Origin of the sequence: Stutzerimonas stutzeri (genome assembly GCF_000219605.1) — a bacterium.
Lineage (GTDB): Bacteria > Pseudomonadota > Gammaproteobacteria > Pseudomonadales > Pseudomonadaceae > Stutzerimonas > Stutzerimonas stutzeri.
On the sequence record NC_015740.1, the window covers coordinates 482781 to 502777 of the forward strand.

The window sequence follows — 19997 nt, forward strand, 5'->3', positions numbered from 1 at the left end:
GAAAGCCAATGGAACACTACCTGACCCTCCGCATCGTGCATGGCGCCACCGCAGTGCTCTTGCTGCTGGGCGTGATCGTGCACCTGCTGATGCTGTGGAAGGCGGCCCGCGGCGGCGACCAGGCCGTGCTGCAGCGCAAGTTGCAACGCACCCGCCGGCTGTCCCTGCCGCTGTTGGCGGTGATCGGCCTGTCATTGCCGCTGACCGGATGGTGGATGACACATCTGGCCGGATGGCCGCTGGGGCAGCTATGGCTGCTGGCCAGCTCCGTGCTGTTCGTCGTGCTGGTAGCGCTGGTGCCGCTGCTGGCCGGCCGCCTCGCCGCCTGGCAGGCACCGGGCAACGCCACCGCCGCACGCAATGCCGGCATCTACGGCGTGCTGGTACTGCTGGTGCTGATCGCAATCACGGCGCTGATGGGCGCCAAGCCGGTCTGATCAATCGCCCGCACGGCCCCTGCGGCGCAGCCAGGCCAGGGCCAGCAGCAGGTAGATCGCCGAGCCGCCCCAGTACAGCCAGGCGAAGCCGTCGGCCAGCCCGATCAGCAGGTAGGCGAGCAGCGGCCCGAGGGCGGCGCCCAGGTCCTGGGCGATCGAATAGCGCGTCATGAAGGCGACGACGTTGCCGGCGCTGGCGACGTCGCTGGCCAGCGCATCGGTAAGGGTGGTCAGCGCCGTCGCCAGCAGCATCACCAGCAGGGTCACGGCGAGCCAGGGCAGCAGCGGCAGGCCGCTGGCCATCAGGCCGAAACTCAGCGCCGCCACCAGCAGCGTTCCGCCATAGAGCCGCGAGCGGCCGCGCGGGCCGTCGGACCAGGCACCGAAGCGCCGACCCAGCCAAGGCTCCCATGACCAGCGCAGCGCCTGCAGGATGCCAGACAGCGCGGTCGCGCTGAGCAGCAGGCCGAACAGGTCGAGCCGGTTGCCGTAGAAGCGTTCGATCAGTGCGCTCAGGGTCGCCGCCAGAACGCCCTGGATCAGCATGGCGGTGCAGAAGCCGCTGACGATCACCCGGTATTTGCCGTTCAGCCGTGCGGACCGTCGCGGGGTGTCGGCGGCGGGCGCCGCCGGCAATTGGCGCTCGTCGAGCGCCGCCGGGGGCTGGAAGTGGCGCAGCAGCAATGGCAGGCCCAGCAGGGCCATGGCGGCGAAGCTCAGGGCCAGTGCCGGCAGGCCGTAGACCGGCACCAGCAGGCCGCCGAGCAGCATGCCGACGAGGCTGCCGAGTCGATAGAGACCGTTGTACAGGCCCATCGCCTGGCCGCGCGACTGGCCGGCGGCACAGTAGACCACCGCCGATAGGCCGCCGATGCGGAAGAACGACCAGCCGATGCCCCACAGCGCGCGCAACAGCAGCCAGGCGATGAACCCCTTGGCGATGCCGTAGCCCAGGGTGGTCAGGGTGCCGAGCGTGGTGGCCAGCAGCAGGCCGGCGCGCAGACTGATGCGCTGGTACAGCCAGCCGATCAGCGGGTTGAACGGCAGGCGGATCAGGCGGTTGACCGAGAGCAGTACGCCCATCTGCCAGAGCGCCTCGAGGCCGACTTCGTGCCAGTAGATCGGCAGGGCGATGTACAGCATGGAATCGCCGGTCAGGCACAGTGCGGTGGCCAGGGCGACCACCACGATCGGTCGGGAACTGCGTTGTTCGAGGGACGCGGGCATGCTGCTCCTCTTGTGAGCGTGCGAGCGGTGTCCCGGGAAGGCTGACCGCGGTGTCGGGTTCCTTTGGGGTGTCGCATTAGCGCCGCGCCGCAGCACGGCGCGTCATTCGTCGGATCACGGGCGCAGCGAGATGACCTGCCAGCCGCGCTCCTCGGCGACCGCCCGCAGCACCGGGTCGGGATCGACCGCCACCGGATGAGTGACCCGCTCGAGCAGCGGCAGGTCGTTGCGCGAGTCGCTGTAGAAATAGCTGCCTTCCAGGCTTTGCTCGGTTTCCGCCAGCCAGCGCTCGATACGCTGGACCTTGCCTTCCTGGAAGCAGGGGATGTCGGTCAGGCGACCGGTGTAACGGCCGTCGCGCATCTCGCATTCGGTGGCCAGCAGGGTGTCGACGCCCAGGCGTGCGGCGATCGGTCCGGTGATGAAACGGTTGGTGGCGGTGACGATCGCCACCTTGTCACCGGCTTCCAGGTGCTGGCGCAACAGCGCTTCGCCCTTGCTCAGCACGATGGGCTCGATGTGCTCGAGCATGAACTCCTCGTGCCAGGCCTGAAGCTGCGTCATTTCGCTGCGCCCCAAGATTTCCTGGCAGAAGTTCTGGTAGGCGTGCACGTCGAGGTTGCCGGCCAGGTAGTCCTGATAGAAGGCATCGTTACGGGCCCGGTAGTGGCTCGCATCGACGATGCCGCGCTGGCAGAGGTATTCGCCCCAGGCATGGTCGCTGTCACCGGCCAGCAGGGTGTTGTCGAGATCGAATAGAGCCAGGCGCACGGAAGATTTCCTCGGGGATGGTCAGGGCAGCGCCAAGCATAGCGGTTAGATCGTCCGCGGTGCAGTCTCGGCCCATCTGCCAGGCGGTGCAGCGCGGGTCAGGAGCGCGGGCCGAACGGCGGCTTGCTGCGCTTTCGGCTTGTTGCGGTTTTGTGGAACAATGCCGCGACATGCGTCTGCGAGGTGGTATGCCGTGATCGATTCCGATGGTTTTCGCCCCAATGTCGGCATCATCCTGACCAATGATGTCGGTCAGGTGCTGTGGGCTCGGCGGATCAATCAGGATGCCTGGCAATTCCCCCAGGGCGGTATCAACGCCCGTGAAACGCCGGAAGAGGCGTTGTTTCGCGAACTCAACGAAGAAGTGGGCCTGGAAGAGCAGGATGTGAAGATCCTCGCCTGCACCCGTGGCTGGTTGCGTTATCGTCTGCCGCAACGCCTGGTGCGAACCCACAGCCAGCCGCTGTGCATCGGCCAGAAACAGAAGTGGTTCCTGCTGCGCCTGACCGGCGCCGAGGACCGTGTACGCATGGATCTGACCGGCAAGCCCGAGTTCGATGGCTGGCGCTGGGTCAGTTACTGGTATCCGCTGGGGCAGGTGGTCACCTTCAAGCGCGAGGTCTATCGTCGCGCACTCAAAGAACTTGCGCCGCGTCTGCCGGTGCGGGACTGAAAAATCGGGGAGAAAGCCTCTGAGCATGCTCGGCACGCTGCGCAAGATTGTCCAGGAAGTGAATGCCGCCAAGGACCTCAAGGCGGCGTTGGGCATCATCGTGCTGAGAGTCAGGGAGGCCATGGGCAGCCAGGTCTGCTCGGTCTATCTGCTCGATCCGGAAACCGAACGCTTCGTCCTGATGGCCACCGAAGGTCTCAACAAGCGCGCCATCGGCAAGGTCAGCATGGCGCCCAACGAGGGTCTGGTGGGCCTGGTGGGCACCCGTGAGGAGCCGCTCAACCTCGAACACGCCTCCGAACATCCGCGCTACCGCTACTTCGCCGAGACCGGCGAGGAGCGCTACGCCTCCTTTCTCGGTGCACCGATCATCCACCACCGTCGGGTGATGGGCGTACTGGTCATCCAGCAGAAGGAACGCCGTCAGTTCGATGAAGGCGAGGAAGCCTTCCTGGTGACCATGAGCGCGCAGCTCGCTGGGGTTATCGCCCATGCCGAGGCGACCGGTTCGATCCGCGGCCTCGGCCGCCAGGGCAAGGGCATTCAGGAAACCCGCTTCATCGGCATTCCCGGCGCCCCGGGCGCCGCGGTGGGGACCGCGCTGGTGGTGCTGCCGCCGGCCGATCTGGACGTAGTGCCGGACAAGCACATCGATAATATCGAGGCCGAGCTGACGTTGTTCGAGGCGGCGCTGGAGGCGGTGCGCGCGGACATGCGCAACCTGTCGGAAAAGCTCGCCACGCAGATGCGCAAGGAAGAGCGCGCGCTGTTCGATGTGTACCTGATGATGCTCGATGACTCGGCCCTCGGTGGCGAGGTGACCAAGGTCATCCGCACCGGCCAGTGGGCCCAGGGCGCGCTGCGCCAAGTGGTCACCGAGCACGTTCGGCGCTTCGAAATGATGGACGATGCCTACCTGCGCGAGCGCGCCTCGGACGTCAAGGACATCGGCCGGCGCCTGCTCTCCTATCTGCAGGAGGCACGCCAGCAGGCCTTGGTGTATCCGGACAAGACCATCCTGGTCAGCGAGGAACTGTCGCCGGCCATGCTCGGCGAGGTACCCGAAGGCAAGCTGGTGGGGATGGTCTCGGTGCTGGGCTCGAGCAACTCCCACGTCGCCATCCTGGCCCGTGCCATGGGCATTCCGACGGTGATGGGCGCGGTCGACCTGCCCTACTCGAAGGTCGACGGCATCGAGCTGATCGTCGACGGTTACCGCGGCGAGATCATCACCAACCCCGGCAAGGTGCTGCGCGAGCAGTACGAGGTGCTCGCCGAGCAGGAGCGGCAGCTCTCCGAAGGCCTCGACGTACTGCGCGAGCTGCCCTGCGAAACCACCGATGGCTACCGCATTCCGCTGTGGGTCAATACCGGATTGCTGGCCGATGTGGTGCGCGCCCAGGAGCGTGGCGCCGAAGGCGTGGGGCTGTATCGCACCGAAGTGCCCTTCATGATCAAGGAGCGCTTCCCCAGCGAGAAGGAGCAGATGGCCATCTACCGCGAGCAGCTGGAAGCCTTCCATCCGCTGCCGGTGACCATGCGCAGCCTCGATATCGGCGGTGACAAGTGCCTGCCGTACTTCCCGATCAAGGAAGAGAACCCGTTCCTCGGCTGGCGCGGCATTCGCGTCACCCTCGATCATCCCGAGATCTTCCTGCTGCAGACCCGCGCCATGCTCAAGGCCAGCGCCGGGCTGAACAACCTGCGCATCCTGTTGCCGATGATTTCCGGCATTCGCGAGCTGGAAGAGGCGCTGCACCTGATCCATCGCGCCTGGTGCGAGGTGCGCGACGAGGGGCTGGACGTGATCATGCCGCCGGTCGGCGTGATGATCGAGGTGCCGGCGGCGGTCTACCTGACCCGCGAGCTGGCGCGCATGGTGGACTTCATCTCGGTCGGCTCCAACGACCTGACCCAGTACCTGCTGGCGGTGGACCGCAACAATCCACGGGTCGCCGATCTCTATGACTATCTGCATCCGGCCGTGCTCGAGGCGCTGCAGCGGGTGGTCAAGGAGGCCCACGGCGAGGGCAAGCCGGTGAGCATCTGCGGCGAGATGGCTGGCGATCCGGCGGCGGCCATGCTGCTGCTGGCGATGGGCTTCGACAGCCTGTCGATGAACGCCACCAACCTGCCCAAGGTGAAATGGCTGCTGCGTCAGATCAGCATGGACACCGCCCAGCAGCTGCTCGCCCGCGTCATGCTGCTGGACAGCCCGCAGGTTATCCACAGCACGGTGCAGCTGACGTTGCGCAACCTCGGCCTTAACAAGCTGATCAACCCCTCCGCCGCGGTCTGAGCCCGCCGCGGTCGCGCGCTATCAGCTGGCGGGTGGGTGGCGGTAGCGCACCTCGCCCAACGGACCGGCCGGGCCGAAGCTGCGTTCGATGATGTCCAGCGAACCGTCTGCATGGCGGATCAGCGCCGTACTGGCGCGAGTGCCGTACTCAGGACTGGCGATGAAGATGCTCGACAGCCGCCGCTCCCACTCCAGTGGCACCCCAGTCTGTGGGAGCTCATGCTCGGCGGCCGGCTCGGCATCGGCGAGCAATGCCAGCAGGCGTTCCGGCTCCGGTTGCTGCAGGATGGCGGTGAGTGCTGCGCGCGCTCTTCTCAGCTTGGGCCAGGGCGTATCCAGCCCGGCGTTGGACAGGCCGTAGACGCCGTGCTGCAACTCCTTGGGCTCGCCGTCATGGGAATTCAGATGCCACAGCGTCTGCCGATCGCCGACCAGCAGGTTGAATCCGGCGTAGTCGCCGCGGCGCTCGGCCAGTTCGGCCAGGTAGTCGGCTGGCGGCAAGTTTCCGCGCAGGTACTGTTCCGGCAGCTCGCCGCGCGAACGTGGGCCGATCGCCTGGCCGGGCGCGCGGATATTGGTCAGCGCGGCGAAGCGGCCGCGGGCGGTGACGCCCATCCAGGTGCCGCCGGCTTGCAGGTCACGTCCGCCGATGATCCAGGGTGCGTCTTCCCAGCAGCCCAGTGGCAGGCTGGGGCGGGCGTGGAATTCGTCGCGGTTGGCGGCCACCACCAGCGGCTGGGCGTGGTCGGGGCGCCAGGCGAAAACGATCAGGCACATGGGACACCTTCGCAGTTGCAGACCTGCAAGGGTACAGGCGCGGCGGCGGAAAGGGCATGGCCTGCCGGCGGCAGCGCGTCGGCGTGCAAGCGCCAGTCGGGCATTTTCGCTACCATGCCGGTTTGTTTCGCCGGGACGGGGCGCATGGAGTTTCTGCTTTATCTGCTGCTGGGCGGCTTCGCCGGAGTGCTGGCCGGTCTGTTCGGCGTGGGTGGCGGGCTGATCATCGTGCCGGTGCTGGTGTTCAGCTTCAGCGCGCAGGGCTTTTCCCAGGACATTCTCACCCACCTGGCGGTTGGAACCTCGCTGGCGACCATCGTTTTCACGTCGGTCAACTCGATTCTCACCCACCATCGCCTGGGTGCGGTGCGCTGGCCGACGGTGCTGTGGATGACCTTCGGCATCCTGCTCGGCGCGGCGCTGGGCAGCCTGACCGCGGCGGCGATCCAGGGGCCGATGCTGCAGAAGATCATCGGCGTGTTCGCCCTGGCGATGGCGGTACAGATGGGCTTCGACCTGCGTCCAAAGGCCACCGGTCGTGTACCGGGACGACCCGAACTGTCGCTGGTGGGCGTGGTGATCGGCTGGGCGTCCGCGATCTTCGGCATTGGCGGCGGCTCGTTATCGGTCCCGTACCTGACCTGGCGCAGCGTGCCGATGCAGCAGGCGGTGGCGACCTCGGCAGCCTGCGGGCTGCCGATCGCCGTCGCCGGGGCGTTGAGTTTCATGGCGGTAGGCTGGCACGAGGCGCACCTGCCACAGTGGAGCCTGGGTTTCGTCTACCTGCCAGCCCTGCTGGGCATTGCCGCCACCAGCATGTTCTTCGCACGGCTCGGCGCGCGGCTGGCGCATCGCCTGTCGGCCAAGGTTCTGAAACGGCTGTTCGCTCTGCTGCTGCTGAGCGTCGGCATCAACTTTCTGGTTTGAGGAGTAACGGATGCTGCCCTATCCGCAGATCGATCCGGTGGCCATCGCCATCGGCCCCTTGCAGATTCACTGGTACGGCCTGATGTACCTGATCGGCATCGGCGGCGCCTGGTGGCTGGCCTCGCTGCGGGTGCAGCGCTTCGCGCCGGAATGGCCGAAGGACAAGCTGTCCGACCTGGTGTTCTGGGTGGCCATGGGGGTGATCGTCGGCGGGCGCCTGGGTTACGTGCTGTTCTACGACCTGGCCGCCTACATCAATCAGCCGAGTCTGATTCTGCAGGTGTGGAAGGGCGGCATGTCGTTCCACGGCGGCCTGATCGGCGTGCTGCTGTGCAGCTGGATATTCGCCCGGCGCAACGGCAAGAGCTTCTTCGAACTTATGGATTTCATCGCGCCGTTCGTGCCGATTGGTCTTGGCGCCGGACGCATCGGCAACTTCATCAATGCCGAGCTGTGGGGCAAGGCCACCGATGTGCCCTGGGCGATGGTCTTCCCGACCGATCCGCAGCAGCTGGCGCGGCACCCGTCGCAGCTCTATCAGTTCGCCCTGGAAGGCGTCGCGCTGTTCGTCATCCTCTGGCTGTACTCGCGCAAGCCGCGGCCGACCATGGCGGTGTCCGGACTGTTCGCGGTGTGCTACGGCGTCTTCCGCTTCATCGTCGAGTTCGTCCGCGTGCCGGATGCGCAGCTGGGCTACCTGGCGTTCGGCTGGCTGACCATGGGCCAGGTGCTGTGCATTCCCATGGTGTTGCTGGGCGCCGGGATGATCGCCTGGGGTTACCGGCGCGAAGCCGGCCGGGCACCGGCCTGAATCTGATCCCGGCTTGTCGCCGCACACGCGACAAGCCGGGCGTCGCCTTTTACTATTCGCGCAGCCTTTTTTCACCGCGCTTTGGCGCCTGCTTCGAGTCAATCGATGAAACAGTATCTCGACCTGATGCGCCACGTGCGCGAACACGGCACCTTCAAGAGCGACCGTACCGGCACCGGCACCTATAGCGTGTTCGGCTACCAGATGCGCTTCGACCTGGCCGAAGGCTTCCCGCTGGTGACCACCAAGAAGTGTCACCTCAAATCCATCATCCACGAGCTGCTGTGGTTCCTTCAGGGCGATACCAACATCAAGTACCTGAAGGAAAACGGCGTGCGCATCTGGGACGAGTGGGCCGACGAGGACGGCGAGCTGGGCCCGGTCTACGGCTACCAGTGGCGCTCCTGGCCGGCGCCGAACGGCGAGTCCATCGACCAGATTGCCAACCTGCTGGCGATGATCAAGAAGAATCCGGATTCGCGCCGGCTGATCGTCTCGGCCTGGAACCCGGCGCTGGTCGAGCAGATGGCGCTGCCGCCGTGCCACGCCCTGTTCCAGTTCTACGTCGCCGACGGCAAGCTCAGCTGCCAGCTGTACCAGCGCTCGGCCGACATCTTCCTCGGCGTGCCGTTCAACATCGCCAGCTACGCGCTGTTGACGCTGATGGTGGCGCAGGTCTGCGACCTTGAGCCGGGCGAGTTCATCTGGAGTGGCGGCGACTGCCATCTGTACGCCAATCATCTGGATCAGGCCGACCTGCAGCTGACCCGTGAGCCGCTGCCGCTGCCGACCATGAAGCTCAATCCGGAGGTGAAGGACCTGTTCGCCTTCCGCTTCGAGGACTTCGAGCTGGTCGGCTACGAGGCGCACCCGCACATCAAGGCGCCCGTCGCGGTCTGACTTTGGTCGGGTTTGCCGTCGTGGGTAACGCGGCTGTCATATTTGCCGTATAGACTCGACCGCTCAGGGTTCTTGGGAGGCGAGTCATGCGCAGGGTCGTGTTCAATCAGAAGGGTGGTGTCGGCAAGTCGAGCATCGCCTGCAATCTGGCCGCGGTCAGCGCATCGCAGGGCTACCGCACACTGCTGGTGGACCTGGACGCCCAGGCCAACTCCACGCACTACCTGACTGGGCTGACCGGCGATGACATTCCCACGGGCATCGCCGACTTCTTCAAGCAGATCCTCGCTGGCGGTACGGCTGGCAAGAAGGCGCGTCCGCCGATCCTCGAAACGGCCTTCGACAACCTGCACCTGATCAGCGCCACGGCCGAGCTGGCCGACCTGCAGCCCAAGCTGGAGGCCAAGCACAAGATCAACAAACTGCGAAAATTGCTCGACGGCCTTGCCGAGGATTACGACCGCATCTACCTCGACACACCGCCGGCGCTGAACTTCTACACCGTGTCGGCACTGATCGCTGCCGACCGCTGCCTGATCCCCTTCGACTGCGACAGCTTTTCCCGTCAGGCGCTGTACAGCCTGCTGGACGAGATCGAAGACATGAAGGACGACCATAACGAAACGCTTGAGGTCGAGGGCATCGTGGTCAATCAGTTCCAGCCGCGGGCCGCGCTGCCGCAGCAGATGATCGACGAGCTGCTGAGCGAAGGACTGCCGGTGCTGCCGGTCAACCTGATGAGTTCGGTAAAGATGCGCGAGTCGCACCAGGCCTGCATGCCGCTGGTCTATCTGGATCCTCGGCACAAGCTGAGCCTGCAGTTCGTCGAACTGCATGACCTGCTTGAAGCGAACGGCTGAGTCGTCTCCGGCTGCGCCTGGCGGCCCCTAGTCGTCGGCGCGCCGCTCCAGCTTCTTGCCCAGCCGCGAGGCATAGAGCTCGCCGATCATCCCGCGGCGGAACACCAGTACGCAGACCATGAAGATGATCCCGGTGACCAGCGTTACCGGCAGCTCCGAGGTGGCGAAGTAGTTGCCCAGGCTGGTCACCAGTGCGGCGCCGAAGATCGGCCCGACCAGCGTACCGATGCCGCCGAGCAGGGTCATCAACACCACCTCGCCGGACATCTGCCAGCTGACGTCGGTGAGCGTGGCGAACTGGAACACCAGCGCCTTCAGACCGCCAGCCAGCCCGGCCAAGGCGGCGGACATGACGAAGGCGCCGAGCTTGTAGCGCGACACCGAATAGCCCAGGGAAATGGCGCGGTTCTCGTTCTCGCGGATCGAGCGCAGGATCATGCCGTACGGCGAGTTGATCACACGCCAGATCAGCAGCATCCCGGCGAGGAACACCGACAGCACGAAGAAGTACATATACAGCGGCTCCTGCAGATCGATGAAGCCGAACAGGTGCCCGCGTGGAATGTTCTGAATGCCGTCTTCGCCATGGGTGAAGGGCGCCTGCAGGCAGAAGAAAAAGAACATCTGCGACAGCGCCAAGGTGATCATCGTCGAGTAAATGCCCTGCCGGCGGATCGCCAGGAAGCCGATGATCAGCCCAAGAAACGCCGCGCCGGCAACGCCGACGAGAATGCCCAGCTCGGGCGGCAATCCCCATTCCTTGACCGCGTGGGCGGTGAAATACGCCGCGCCGCCGAAGAACGCCGCGTGGCCGAAGGAGAGGATGCCGGTATAGCCGAGCAGCAGGTTGAAGGCGCAGGCGAAGAGGGCGAAGCACAGCACCTTCATCAGGAAGATCGGGTAGAAGTAGAACGGTGCCAGTGCCAGGGCGACCACGCCGATCAGGATCAGCACGGTCTCCAGGCGCAGCAGCGGACGTTTGGTGGTCGGCGTGACGCTCAGCTGGCTGTTCATCAGGCGTCCCTCCCCATCAGACCGGCGGGACGCACCAGCAGCACGATCGCCATGATCACGAAGATCACGATGTTGGAAGCCTCCGGATAGAACACCTTGGTCAGGCCCTCGAGAATGCCGAGCATGTAGCCGGTGATGATTGCGCCGAGAATCGAGCCCATGCCGCCGACCACCACCACGGCGAACACCACGATGATCAGGTTCGAGCCCATCAGCGGGCTGACCTGGTAGATCGGCGCGGCAAGCATGCCGGCCAGGCCGGCCAGTGCCGCGCCCATGCCGTAGGTGAAGGTCAGCAGCAGCGGCACGTTGATGCCGAAGGTGCGCACCAGCGTCGGGTTCTCGGTGGCGGCACGCAGGTAGGCGCCGAGCTTGGTCTTCTCGATCAGCAGCCAGCTGGCGATGCAGATCACCAGCGAGGCCAGCACCACCCAGGCGCGGTACTTGGGCAGGAACATGAAGCCCAGGTTGTAGCCGCCGGCCAGCTCCTTGGGCACCGCATAGGGTTGCCCGGAGGAGCCGTAGAAGTAGCGGAAGGCGCCCTCCAGGGCGAGCGCCAGGCCGAAGGTGAAGAGCAGGCTGTAGAGATGGTCGAGGTTGTACAGCCGCGACAGCGCCAGGCGCTCGATCACCGCGCTGCACAGGCCGACGATGATCGGCGCAAGGATCAGCGCCGGCCAGTAGCCGATGCCCAGGGTGGCCAGCAGCAGGTAGCCGGCGAAGGCGCCGATCATGTACTGCGCACCGTGGGCGAAGTTGATGATCTTCAGCATGCCGAAGATGATTGCCAGGCCCAGGCTGAGCATGGCGTAGAACGAGCCATTGATCAGGCCGATCAGAAGCTGGCCGAGAAACGCCTGGATCGGCACATCGAAAATCGTCGTCATCAGACCCCCAGGGCTTCGTTGAGCATGCTCATGCGGCCAGGCAGATCGGCAACGTCGAAGGTGTCGATGACCTGGCCGTGGTCCACCACGTAGAAGCGGTCGGCCACCTTGCTGGCGAAGCGGAAGTTCTGCTCCACCAGCAGGATGGTCATGCCGCGCTGCTTGAGCGTCTGCAGCACCTCGCCGATACGCTGGATGATCACCGGCGCCAGGCCTTCGGTGGGCTCGTCGAGGAGTAGCAGCCGGGCGCCGGTGCGCAGGATGCGCGCCATGGCGAGCATCTGCTGTTCGCCGCCGGAGAGCTTGGTGCCCGGGCTCTTGCGGCGTTCCTCGAGGTTGGGAAACAGCTGGTAGATCTCCGCCAGGCTCATGCCGCCCTTGGCGATCACCGGCGGCAGGGTGAGGTTCTCCTCGACGGTAAGCGTGGAGAAGATGCCGCGCTCCTCCGGCACGTAGCCGATGCCGTGGCGGGCAGTGCGGTGCAATGGCACCCGCAGCATGTCCTTGCCGTCGAAGCGGATCGTCCCGCTGCGCTTGCGGATGATGCCGACGATGGCGCGCAGCGCGGTGGTCTTGCCCACCCCGTTGCGGCCGAGCAGGGTCACCGTCTCGCCCGCATGGACGTCCAGGTCGATGCCGTGCAGGGCATGGCTTTCGCCATACCAGGCATTCAGCTCGCGCACGCTGAGCAGCGGTTCAGTCATCGTCGGTCCCCATGTAGGCCACGCGTACGCGCTCGTCCTGGCTGACCGTGCGGTAGTCGCCGGAGGTAAGGATTTCGCCGCGCTGCAACACGGTCACCTGATGGCAGAGGTCGGCGACCACCTTGAGGTTGTGCTCGACCATCAGCACGGCACGCTGGGTAGCCACTTCGCGAATGATCTCGGCCACCACGTGCACGTCTTCATGGCCGATGCCGGCCATGGGTTCGTCGAGCAGCAGCACCTTGGGCTCCAAGGCCAGGGTGGTGGCGATTTCCAGCACGCGCTTGCGCCCGTACGAGAGATCGGCGGCCGGTTCGTGGCGCTTGTCGGCCAGGCCGACGGACTCGATCAGCTGCAGGGCACGTTCGTTCAGCCGGTTCAGCGAACGCATCGGCAGCCAGAACTGGGTGGCCAGCCCGCTCGGGCGCTGCAGGGCGACGCGCACGTTGTCCAGCACCGAGAGGTGCGGGAACACCGCGGAGATCTGGAACGAGCGCACCAACCCCATGCGCGCCACCTTGGCCGGGTCGGTGCGGGTGATGTCCTGGTCGAGCAGGCGGATGCTCCCGGCGCTGGGTTGCAGGAACTTGGTCAGCAGGTTGAACACCGTGGTCTTGCCCGCGCCGTTGGGCCCGATCAGGGCGTGCACGCGGGCATGGCGCACGTCCAGATCGACGTTGTTGACCGCGACGAAGCCGCCGAACTCCTTGCGCAGGCCGCGCGCCGAGAGCATCACGGGCGTATCCCGTCCGGCGTCGCCAGCCGCGCTGGGCTGAACGGCGGCCATGCTCATTGCCCGACCAGCTCGCAGCCGCTGTCGGCCGGTTTGATGTAGGCCTCATCGCCCGGCACGGTGGCCAGCACCTTGTAGTAGTCCCAAGGCCGCGAGCTTTCCTCGGGTTTCTTCACTTCCATCAGGTAGACGTCGCTGATCAGCCGGCCGTTGGCGCCGACCTTGGCGTTGCGCGCGAAGACGTCGTCCACCGGCAGCTCGTGCATCGCCTTGGCCACCGGCTCGGTGGCGTCGGTACCGGCCTTCTCGATCGCCTTGAGGTACTGCATGACGCCGGAGTAGGTACCGGCGTGGACCATGTTCGGCATGCGCCCGGTGCGCTTGAAGAAGCGCTCGCCGAACTCGCGGGACTTGTCGTCGCCGTCCCAGTAGAAGCTCTCGGTCAGAGTCAGGCCCTGGGCGGCGTCCAGGCCCAGGCCGTGCACTTCGGCCAGGGTGAAGAGCAGCGCGGCGAGGCGCTGACCGCCGGCGACGATGCCGAACTCGGCGGCCTGCTTGATGCTGTTGGCTGTGTCCAGGCCCGCGTTGGCGAGGCCGATGACCTTGGCCCCGGAGGATTGCGCCTGCAGGAGGAACGAGGAGTAATCGGTGCTCGCCAGCGGATGGCGCACCGCGCCCTTGACCTCGCCGCCCTTGGACTTGACGAACTTGGAGGTCTGTTCCTCCAGCGAGTAGCCGAAGGCGTAGTCGGCGGTCAGGAAATACCAGCTGTCGCCGCCCTGGGACACCAGCGCACCGCCGGTGCCGACCGCCAGCGCATGGGTGTCGTAGGCCCAGTGAAAGCCGTAGGGCGAGCACTGCTTGCCGGTCAGCTCGGTGGTGGCAGCGCCGGTGACCAGGTTGATCTTCTTCTTGCTCTTGGAAATGCCCTGTACCGCCAGCGCCACCGAGGAGGTGGTCAGCTCCATGATCGAGTCGACCTGCTCGCGGTCGTACCACTGCCGCGCGATATTGGAGGCGATGTCCGGCTTGTTCTGGTGATCGGCGGTGACGATCTCGATGGGCGCGTCCAGTACCTTGCCGCCGAAGTCTTCGGCCGCCATCTTCGCCGCTTCGAACGACCACTTGCCGCCGAAGTCCGCGTACACGCCGGACTGGTCGTTGAGGATGCCGATCTTCACCTTGCCGTCGGAAATCTCGGCCGAGGCGGGAACGGCGACCGCGGCCGTCAGGGTTGCCGCTGCGATTGCTGAAAGCTTCATGCGTATCTCCTTGCACGGGTTGCTCGGCATACGGGCGCGCGCCGATGCGAGGCGAGCCGTACGGACGGGTTAGGGGAAAGCTGGGGAGGCGGGTAACAACGCAACGCCGGGCTCGCTCCGCGCGAGGGCCGCCGTGGTGCACCGGCGGACGGCGGTGCGTGGCAATCCGCGCATCAGGCAGGCTGCCGCCGTCGCGTCATGCTGCGAAGTCGAATGGCTGGATAGCGAAAGGGTAGGGCAAGAGTCAGTCGAAGCAGGGCACATGGGCGTCTTCTTCTTATTGTTGTTCTGGCTCTAACCGTAGCAGGGCTTCGACGGGACGCAACTCGATGCCGCTGCGATGATGGCGCTGCGGCGCAGATTCACGCCCGTAGCGGGGCCACGGGCGCAGGCGGGCGGGGGATCAGCGGGCGATCAGGATGTCGCAGGGCGGCTGGTCGAGAAACTGCCGCGCCAGGCTGCCGAGTAGCGCACTGCTCATCTCGCCACGGCTGTGGCTGCCCAGGGCGAGCAGCTGCGGTTGCCAGTCGCGCAGGGCGGCGTCCAGGCAGTTGCTGCGCTCGCCCTGATGCAGGCTGTAGCTCAGCAACGCACCGGTTTGCGGCAGTTGCTGCTGGATATCCTCCACCAGCTGATCGAACAGCTCCTGCTGCAGCACCAGACCCTCGGGGTCCGGGCCGTGCACCTCGGCCATCTCATGCACGTGCAGGGCATGCAGCTCGGCGTCGCCATCCAGCAGCTGCCAGGCGCACTGCATGGCGCGGGTGGCGCAGCGGGAGAAGTCCAGCGCGGCCATCGCGCGACGGTACGGCGCCTCGGCCGGCGCGACCACCAGCAGCAGCGGCGCGGTGCTCTCGAGCATGATGCGTTCCAGCGTGGTGCCGGCGAAGCCCTGACTGGAGCCACGGTGGTGGCGGCCCAGGACCAGCAGGTCGGCTTCCAGCCCTTCGGCCTGGGTGAGGATTTCCTCCACCGCCGGGCCGCGGCGAATCCAGGGCTCGAGCTGGTCCAGCTGCTGCTCGCGCAGACGCTTCTGCAGCCAGGCGCGTGCCGCGTGCTCGTCGGCTGACGGATCGCGCTCGTCGAGCACGTGCAGCAGGCTGAGCCGTGCGCCTGTCTGTCGCGCCAGCTGGACGGCACGCTGCAGGGCCAGATCGGCGTCCGGGCTGAGATCGTGAGCGACGAGAATGTGCTGGAACATGACTGGCCTCGCGAAGCTGGAGAAGAGGCGAGTATGCCGCGCCGCGGCAAGGCTGTCCTGCTGCATGCCAGCAGCGGAGGGGGCGTCGCGGCGGTTTCTGGCTGATCCGGCGCAACAACTTGCGCATCCATGCCCTTGCGCGCTTTTGTCGATACGCTCCTGCGGCTATGCTTGCCGGCATTCGAGCAGGAGTGAAGGATGAGCAAGGTCAGTGTGCTGGTAGTGGATGACGCGCCCTTTATCCGCGACCTGGTAAAGAAGGCGCTGCGCAGCCAATTTCCCGGGATTCGCACCGAGGATGCAGTGAATGGACGCAAGGCCCAGCAGATGCTCGCCCGTGAGCGCTTCGACCTGATCCTCTGCGACTGGGAGATGCCGGAGATGTCCGGCCTGGAGCTGCTGACCTGGTGCCGCACTCAGGACGCGCTGAAGGCCGTGCCGTTCATCATGGTGACCAGTCGTGGCGACAAGGAGAACGTGGTACAGGCCATCCAGGCCGGCGTATCCGACTTCATCGGCAAGCCCTTTTCCAACGAACAACTGACCAGCAAGGTGCGCAAGGCCCTCGGCCGTGCCGGCAAGCTGGATGCGTTGGCTGCCAGCGCACCGACACGGGTCCTGTCCACCGGCGTGGCCAATGACTCGCTGGCCGCACTGACCGGCGGCAAGGCGGAGGTCGTCCGTCCCGCTGCCGCTCCTGCTCCGGAAGCGAAGGCTGCGCCACTGATCCAGCCCTCATCGGCAGCCCCTGCCGCCGCCCCGGGTGCCGCCTCGTCCGGGCGCGGCCAGGGCCAGCTGCGGCTGGCCCATGGCAGCGTTGCCTGTGTGATCAAGGCGCTGAGCCTCAAGGAGGCGCTGCTGGTGGTCAAGCGCGGCGAGCCGCTGCCGCAGGTGCTGGAAAGTGCCGTGCTCGACCTGGAGCAGGGCGAGGGCGGCGAGATCGCGCGGCTCAACGGCTATCTGCATGCCGTCGCGGCGTTCGAGCCGAAGCCCGACAGCGACTGGCTGCAGCTCTCGTTCCGCTTCGTCGATCGCGATCCGCAGAAGCTCGACTACCTGTCGCGCCTGATCGCCCGCGGCACCGCTCAACGCCACTTCACGCCCGGCGCCTGAATGCGGGCCAGGCGACCGTTCGGCGCCTGGTCCACGCGACAAGCTGACAAGCTTCACACCCCGACGGTCGGTGGCTCGCGCAGGCCAACCGCCACTGCTAGTCTTTGCGCTCCAACACCATAATCACTAGAAAATCTGCCGTTATGCTGGGGCGCATTCTTCTGTTGCTCGGGCTGCCGCTGCTGGCCTCGCCGGCCTTGGCCCTGACCATCTACAAATACACCGACGCCAATGGAGTCGTGACCTATAGCGACCAGGCCGCGCCTGGTGCGCAGGTGTTCGTCTTCCGCGACCGCATGGTGGAAAAGCTCGACACTCAGGTGAAGCTGGAAACCCGCAAGCACGATGCGGGCGAAACGCTGCTGGTGCGCAACGACCTGTTCGCGCCGGTGGATATCGAGCTGAAGCTGGAGAACGTCGAGAACGCCGTGGGCGCACCGACCAAGCCGATCCGCTGGGTGCTGCCGCCACGCAGCCAGATCCGCCTGGCGACCCTGGCGCCGCGTGACGCCAGCAAGCCGCTCAAGTACACGCCCAAGCTGCGTCATGCGCTGGGCGATCCGCGGCTGATACCCAAGCCCTACAAGTACCCGCTGCCCTGGCGCGGTGGCCCGTTCCGCCTGACCCAGGGCGCCAACGGCCAGTACAGCCACTTCACACCCAAGGGCCGCTATGCCGTGGATATCGCCATGCCCGAGGGCACGCCGATCGTCGCCGCGCGCGGTGGCATGGTGGTGAAGATCGAGAACGAGCAGAGCGGCCGCGGCAACAACCCTGCCGGCAACTTCGTGCGCATCCTGCACGACGACGGCACCATGGGCGTCTATCTGCACCTGATGAAAGGGTCGGTGGCCGTGCGCGAAGGCCAGCGGGTCGAGACTGGCACCCGCATCGCGCGTTCCGGCAACACCGGCAACAGCACCGGCCCGCACCTGCACTTCGTGGTGCAGCGCAACGTGGGCCTGGCCATCGAGTCGATTCCCTTCGACTTTTCGCAGCCGGTCAACAGCCTGCCGAACTTCGCCGTGGGTGGGGAGTAGCCGCTGGCTACCCCCCAAAGCATGATCCGGCAGGCTGGTATCGCCTAGAGGCTTAGAACGCCAGACCAACCTTCAGGCCGACCTGCTCCTGCTTGAGCTTGCTGTTCTCGGCGAGCTCGCTGTTGCTGTCGAGTTCGTAGCGGGTCTGGGTGTAGTACAGGCTGGTGCTGATCGGCATGTTGTTGATGCCCTTGTTCCACAGCACGGTCAGCTCGCCGTAGGGGTTGACCTTGTCCTTCAGGTCGACGGTATCGCTTTCACCGCCGACCTTGAGCTTGCTGTCGGCCTCGATGGAATAGCGGGCTCCGACCTCCAGGCGCACGGTGTAGTTGGGCGTCAGGTAGTTGTAGCCGAGGCCGGCCTTGGCGAAAGGTGAGCGCGTGGTCAGCTTGACGTCTTCCTCGAACGGACCGACCCGAACGTCGTCCTGCTCGATGCGGCCCCAGTCGTAGCCACCGCCGACGATCACATCCACGTAGTTGTTGGTGCTCAACGCTGCGCGCAGGCCCAGGTCGAGATCGGCGCGAGCGGAGAGGAACTTGACATCATCCTTGTCGCGGTACTGCCCCTCGATGCCGGCCTGGTAGATGAAACCTTCCAGGCCAGTGAGCTTGTTGCCGAAGTTGTAGTACAGGCCGCCCTGGTTCAGGCGCTCCTTGTCACTCTCGTCATCGATGGTCAGCTTGTACTGATTGTGCGAGCCGATGACGCCGATGTTGGAGATCGGGCCGGTAGCAGACTGGGCGAAGGCGTGGGACGTGCCGGCCAGGCACAGGGCTAGCGCCGCCGTGGTGGTCAAACCGTTGATGCGCATGAGATTGCTCCATCGTCACTTGAAAGCCATGGCGCCCCGGGCGAGGCGCCTATGCCGTGGAGCAGGGCGAGGCGGCAAAATTCTCGAGATCACGATGAGCGGTCGTAAATTCTTGTAAATCAAGTATTAGCGAGCGGCATGTAAAGCAGAATGTAAATATCGGGCCAGCGACGCTAGCCCTGATATTTCAGCACCTTGGCCAGTACGATCTTGGGGCCGCGCATCTTCTTGATGACGATCTGCAGGCCTTCGACCTGCAACACTTCATCTTCGTCGGGAACGCGCTTGAGCGTTTCGTAGACGAGTCCGGCCAGGGTCTCGGCCTCCACATGATCGAGGTCGATGTCCAGCAGGCGCTCCAGCTTGAACAGCGGCGTGTCGCCACGCACCAGCAGCTTGCCGGGCTGGTAGGCGAGAACCCCGCGTTCGGTCTTGCGGTGCTCGTCCTGGATGTCGCCGACCAGCACTTCCAGCACATCCTCCATGGTCAGGAAGCCGATCACCTTGTGGTCGCCTTCTTCCACCAGCACGAAATGCGCGCCGCCCTGGCGGAACTGCTCCAGCAGGCTGGCCAGCGGCATGTGCTTGGACACCCGCTCCAGCGGACGCAGCAGCTCGTCCAGGCAGAAATGCTCGGCCAGGCGATCGTCGGCCGCCAACGCCAGCAGCAGGTCCTTGATGTGCAGCAGGCCGACGTACTCGCCCTTGATGCCGTCATAGACCGGGTAGCGGCTGTACTTGTGGCGGCGGATGACTTCCAGAATCTCGCTCAGCGGAGCGTCGTGCTCCAGCTGCAGCAGGTCCTCTCGGGAGTTGGCCCAGTCGACGACCTCCAGTTCACTCATCTCTACCGCCGAGGCCAGCACCTGGATCTGCGGGTTGCTCGGGTCGCGGGCGCGGTTGGAGTGCAGGATCAGCTTGAGCTCCTCGCGGCTGTAGTGATGGTCGTGGTGTGCGCCTGGCTCGCCCTGGCCGGCGATGCGCAGGATGGCATTGGCGCTGGCGTTGAGCAGGTAGATCGCCGGGTACATCAGCCAGTAGAACAGGTACAGCGGCACGGCCGTCCATAGCGACAGCAGCTCGGGCTTGCGGATCGCCCAGGACTTGGGCGCCAGCTCGCCGATGACGATGTGCAGGTAGGAAATGATGAAGAACGCCGTGAAGAAGGCGATGCCGTGCACCAGTGCCGGCGACTGGATGCCGAAGCTGGCCAGCACGGGTTCGAGCAGGTGGGCGAAGGCCGGCTCGCCGACCCAGCCAAGCCCCAGCGAGGCCAGGGTGATGCCCAGCTGGCAGGCCGAGAGATAGGCGTCCAGTTGCTGGTGCACGGTGCGCAGGATGTGTCCGCGCCAGCCGTGACGGCTGGCAATGGCTTCCACCTTGGTGGCGCGCAGCTTGACCATGGCGAACTCGGCGGCGACGAAGAAGCCGTTGAGCAGCACGAGGAACAGGGCAAATAGAATCAGACCGAAATCGGCGAAGTAGGAGGAGGCGGCGTAACTAGGGGAAGGGTCCATGAAGGGGGCGGGTGGCCAATGATCGCGACA

At 65.6% G+C, this 19997-nt stretch carries 20 protein-coding genes; 9 read left to right on the forward strand and 11 right to left on the reverse strand.

Translation table 11 applies throughout. The features are described 5' to 3' along the window. Positions 1 to 8 precede the first annotated feature (8 nt). Positions 9 to 437 carry a DUF2269 family protein gene (locus PSTAB_RS02180; RefSeq protein ID WP_013981545.1) on the forward strand — a complete coding sequence of 143 codons (429 nt, stop codon included), beginning with the start codon at positions 9 to 11 and terminating at the stop codon, positions 435 to 437. On the opposite strand, the gene PSTAB_RS02185 is transcribed toward PSTAB_RS02180, so the two are convergent. Both PSTAB_RS02185 and PSTAB_RS02190 read right to left on the reverse strand, forming a co-directional pair. After that, the gene (locus PSTAB_RS02185) at positions 438 to 1664 is read right to left on the reverse strand and encodes an MFS transporter (protein ID WP_013981546.1); all 1227 of its coding nucleotides are present in this window, start codon (positions 1662 to 1664) and stop codon (positions 438 to 440) included. A 114-nt stretch (positions 1665 to 1778) separates the two neighbouring features. Next, the gene (locus PSTAB_RS02190) at positions 1779 to 2435 is read right to left on the reverse strand and encodes a histidinol-phosphatase (RefSeq protein WP_013981547.1); all 657 of its coding nucleotides are present in this window, start codon (positions 2433 to 2435) and stop codon (positions 1779 to 1781) included. A gap of 193 nt (positions 2436 to 2628) precedes the next feature. Between PSTAB_RS02190 and PSTAB_RS02195 the strand changes: the two genes are divergently transcribed. Together PSTAB_RS02195 and ptsP are read left to right on the forward strand one after the other, a co-directional pair. Next, positions 2629 to 3108, forward strand: coding sequence for an RNA pyrophosphohydrolase (locus tag PSTAB_RS02195; RefSeq protein ID WP_011911645.1), 480 nt, complete (start codon positions 2629 to 2631; stop codon positions 3106 to 3108). A 25-nt stretch (positions 3109 to 3133) separates the two neighbouring features. After that, on the forward strand, positions 3134 to 5407 hold the full coding sequence (gene ptsP, locus PSTAB_RS02200) for a phosphoenolpyruvate--protein phosphotransferase (RefSeq protein WP_013981548.1): 2274 nt from the start codon (positions 3134 to 3136) through the stop codon (positions 5405 to 5407). 21 nt (positions 5408 to 5428) lie between these two features. Here the strand turns inward: ptsP and PSTAB_RS02205 are convergent, their stop codons facing one another. Next, positions 5429 to 6184, reverse strand: a complete 756-nt coding sequence (locus PSTAB_RS02205; RefSeq protein WP_013981549.1) for an NRDE family protein — start codon at positions 6182 to 6184, stop codon at positions 5429 to 5431. Between the two features lie 144 nt (positions 6185 to 6328). Here PSTAB_RS02205 and PSTAB_RS02210 point away from each other — a divergent pair, with 144 nt between their 5' ends. From PSTAB_RS02210 to PSTAB_RS02225, 4 genes are all read left to right on the forward strand, one after another. After that, positions 6329 to 7111, forward strand: coding sequence for a sulfite exporter TauE/SafE family protein (locus tag PSTAB_RS02210; RefSeq protein WP_013981550.1), 783 nt, complete (start codon positions 6329 to 6331; stop codon positions 7109 to 7111). Positions 7112 to 7121: 10 nt separating this feature from the next. Then, positions 7122 to 7922: a prolipoprotein diacylglyceryl transferase gene (gene lgt, locus PSTAB_RS02215; RefSeq protein WP_013981551.1), complete on the forward strand. Its 801-nt coding sequence runs from the start codon at positions 7122 to 7124 to the stop codon at positions 7920 to 7922. A 105-nt stretch (positions 7923 to 8027) separates the two neighbouring features. Further along, positions 8028 to 8822 carry a thymidylate synthase gene (locus PSTAB_RS02220; protein WP_013981552.1) on the forward strand — a complete coding sequence of 265 codons (795 nt, stop codon included), beginning with the start codon at positions 8028 to 8030 and terminating at the stop codon, positions 8820 to 8822. A gap of 86 nt (positions 8823 to 8908) precedes the next feature. Further along, on the forward strand, positions 8909 to 9682 hold the full coding sequence (locus tag PSTAB_RS02225; RefSeq protein ID WP_013981553.1) for a ParA family protein: 774 nt from the start codon (positions 8909 to 8911) through the stop codon (positions 9680 to 9682). A 27-nt stretch (positions 9683 to 9709) separates the two neighbouring features. Here PSTAB_RS02225 and PSTAB_RS02230 read toward each other — a convergent pair whose 3' ends face one another. The 6 genes from PSTAB_RS02230 to PSTAB_RS02255 all read right to left on the reverse strand — a co-directional run bounded on the left by PSTAB_RS02230 (position 9710) and on the right by PSTAB_RS02255 (position 15483). Beyond that, complete coding sequence (locus tag PSTAB_RS02230) at positions 9710 to 10696, reverse strand: branched-chain amino acid ABC transporter permease (RefSeq protein ID WP_013981554.1); 987 nt, start codon at positions 10694 to 10696, stop codon at positions 9710 to 9712. Continuing rightward, positions 10696 to 11583, reverse strand: a complete 888-nt coding sequence (locus PSTAB_RS02235; protein WP_013981555.1) for a branched-chain amino acid ABC transporter permease — start codon at positions 11581 to 11583, stop codon at positions 10696 to 10698. Before PSTAB_RS02235 ends, PSTAB_RS02230 begins: the two co-directional genes overlap by 1 nt. Then, complete coding sequence (locus PSTAB_RS02240; RefSeq protein WP_011911654.1) at positions 11583 to 12287, reverse strand: ABC transporter ATP-binding protein; 705 nt, start codon at positions 12285 to 12287, stop codon at positions 11583 to 11585. Before PSTAB_RS02240 ends, PSTAB_RS02235 begins: the two co-directional genes overlap by 1 nt. Beyond that, the gene (locus tag PSTAB_RS02245; RefSeq protein WP_041771625.1) at positions 12280 to 13080 is read right to left on the reverse strand and encodes an ABC transporter ATP-binding protein; all 801 of its coding nucleotides are present in this window, start codon (positions 13078 to 13080) and stop codon (positions 12280 to 12282) included. Before PSTAB_RS02245 ends, PSTAB_RS02240 begins: the two co-directional genes overlap by 8 nt. Continuing rightward, on the reverse strand, positions 13077 to 14282 hold the full coding sequence (locus PSTAB_RS02250) for an ABC transporter substrate-binding protein (protein ID WP_013981557.1): 1206 nt from the start codon (positions 14280 to 14282) through the stop codon (positions 13077 to 13079). The genes PSTAB_RS02245 and PSTAB_RS02250 overlap by 4 nt, the downstream gene beginning before the upstream one ends. Before the next feature lie 403 nt (positions 14283 to 14685). Continuing rightward, complete coding sequence (locus tag PSTAB_RS02255; RefSeq protein ID WP_013981558.1) at positions 14686 to 15483, reverse strand: universal stress protein; 798 nt, start codon at positions 15481 to 15483, stop codon at positions 14686 to 14688. Between the two features lie 198 nt (positions 15484 to 15681). Between PSTAB_RS02255 and PSTAB_RS02260 the strand changes: the two genes are divergently transcribed. Together PSTAB_RS02260 and PSTAB_RS02265 are read left to right on the forward strand one after the other, a co-directional pair. Then, entirely contained in the window at positions 15682 to 16596 is a 915-nt protein-coding gene (locus PSTAB_RS02260; protein ID WP_011911658.1) for a response regulator, read from the forward strand. Positions 16597 to 16739: 143 nt separating this feature from the next. After that, positions 16740 to 17636: a peptidoglycan DD-metalloendopeptidase family protein gene (locus PSTAB_RS02265; protein WP_013981559.1), complete on the forward strand. Its 897-nt coding sequence runs from the start codon at positions 16740 to 16742 to the stop codon at positions 17634 to 17636. A 52-nt stretch (positions 17637 to 17688) separates the two neighbouring features. Here PSTAB_RS02265 and PSTAB_RS02270 read toward each other — a convergent pair whose 3' ends face one another. Both PSTAB_RS02270 and PSTAB_RS02275 read right to left on the reverse strand, forming a co-directional pair. Further along, positions 17689 to 18450, reverse strand: a complete 762-nt coding sequence (locus PSTAB_RS02270) for an outer membrane protein (RefSeq protein WP_013981560.1) — start codon at positions 18448 to 18450, stop codon at positions 17689 to 17691. 173 nt (positions 18451 to 18623) lie between these two features. Further along, positions 18624 to 19967: a hemolysin family protein gene (locus PSTAB_RS02275; RefSeq protein ID WP_013981561.1), complete on the reverse strand. Its 1344-nt coding sequence runs from the start codon at positions 19965 to 19967 to the stop codon at positions 18624 to 18626. Between the last annotated feature and the right edge of the window lie 30 nt (positions 19968 to 19997).

Bases quoted from the DNA above. Each gene is read 5' to 3' on its own strand.
- PSTAB_RS02235 (WP_013981555.1), bottom strand. From the start codon at position 11,583: ATGACGACGATTTTCGATGTGCCGATCCAGGCGTTTCTCGGCCAGCTT.
- PSTAB_RS02275 (WP_013981561.1), bottom strand. From the start codon at position 19,967: ATGGACCCTTCCCCTAGTTACGCCGCCTCCTCCTACTTCGCCGATTTC.
- PSTAB_RS02210 (WP_013981550.1), top strand. From the start codon at position 6,329: ATGGAGTTTCTGCTTTATCTGCTGCTGGGCGGCTTCGCCGGAGTGCTG.
- PSTAB_RS02205 (WP_013981549.1), bottom strand. From the start codon at position 6,184: ATGTGCCTGATCGTTTTCGCCTGGCGCCCCGACCACGCCCAGCCGCTG.
- PSTAB_RS02180 (WP_013981545.1), top strand. From the start codon at position 9: ATGGAACACTACCTGACCCTCCGCATCGTGCATGGCGCCACCGCAGTG.
- PSTAB_RS02270 (WP_013981560.1), bottom strand. From the start codon at position 18,450: ATGCGCATCAACGGTTTGACCACCACGGCGGCGCTAGCCCTGTGCCTG.
- PSTAB_RS02255 (WP_013981558.1), bottom strand. From the start codon at position 15,483: ATGTTCCAGCACATTCTCGTCGCTCACGATCTCAGCCCGGACGCCGAT.
- PSTAB_RS02220 (WP_013981552.1), top strand. From the start codon at position 8,028: ATGAAACAGTATCTCGACCTGATGCGCCACGTGCGCGAACACGGCACC.
- PSTAB_RS02230 (WP_013981554.1), bottom strand. From the start codon at position 10,696: ATGAACAGCCAGCTGAGCGTCACGCCGACCACCAAACGTCCGCTGCTG.
- PSTAB_RS02185 (WP_013981546.1), bottom strand. From the start codon at position 1,664: ATGCCCGCGTCCCTCGAACAACGCAGTTCCCGACCGATCGTGGTGGTC.
- PSTAB_RS02250 (WP_013981557.1), bottom strand. From the start codon at position 14,282: ATGAAGCTTTCAGCAATCGCAGCGGCAACCCTGACGGCCGCGGTCGCC.
- PSTAB_RS02240 (WP_011911654.1), bottom strand. From the start codon at position 12,287: ATGACTGAACCGCTGCTCAGCGTGCGCGAGCTGAATGCCTGGTATGGC.
- PSTAB_RS02260 (WP_011911658.1), top strand. From the start codon at position 15,682: ATGAGCAAGGTCAGTGTGCTGGTAGTGGATGACGCGCCCTTTATCCGC.
- PSTAB_RS02265 (WP_013981559.1), top strand. From the start codon at position 16,740: ATGCTGGGGCGCATTCTTCTGTTGCTCGGGCTGCCGCTGCTGGCCTCG.
- ptsP (WP_013981548.1), top strand. From the start codon at position 3,134: ATGCTCGGCACGCTGCGCAAGATTGTCCAGGAAGTGAATGCCGCCAAG.
- PSTAB_RS02245 (WP_041771625.1), bottom strand. From the start codon at position 13,080: ATGAGCATGGCCGCCGTTCAGCCCAGCGCGGCTGGCGACGCCGGACGG.
- PSTAB_RS02225 (WP_013981553.1), top strand. From the start codon at position 8,909: ATGCGCAGGGTCGTGTTCAATCAGAAGGGTGGTGTCGGCAAGTCGAGC.
- lgt (WP_013981551.1), top strand. From the start codon at position 7,122: ATGCTGCCCTATCCGCAGATCGATCCGGTGGCCATCGCCATCGGCCCC.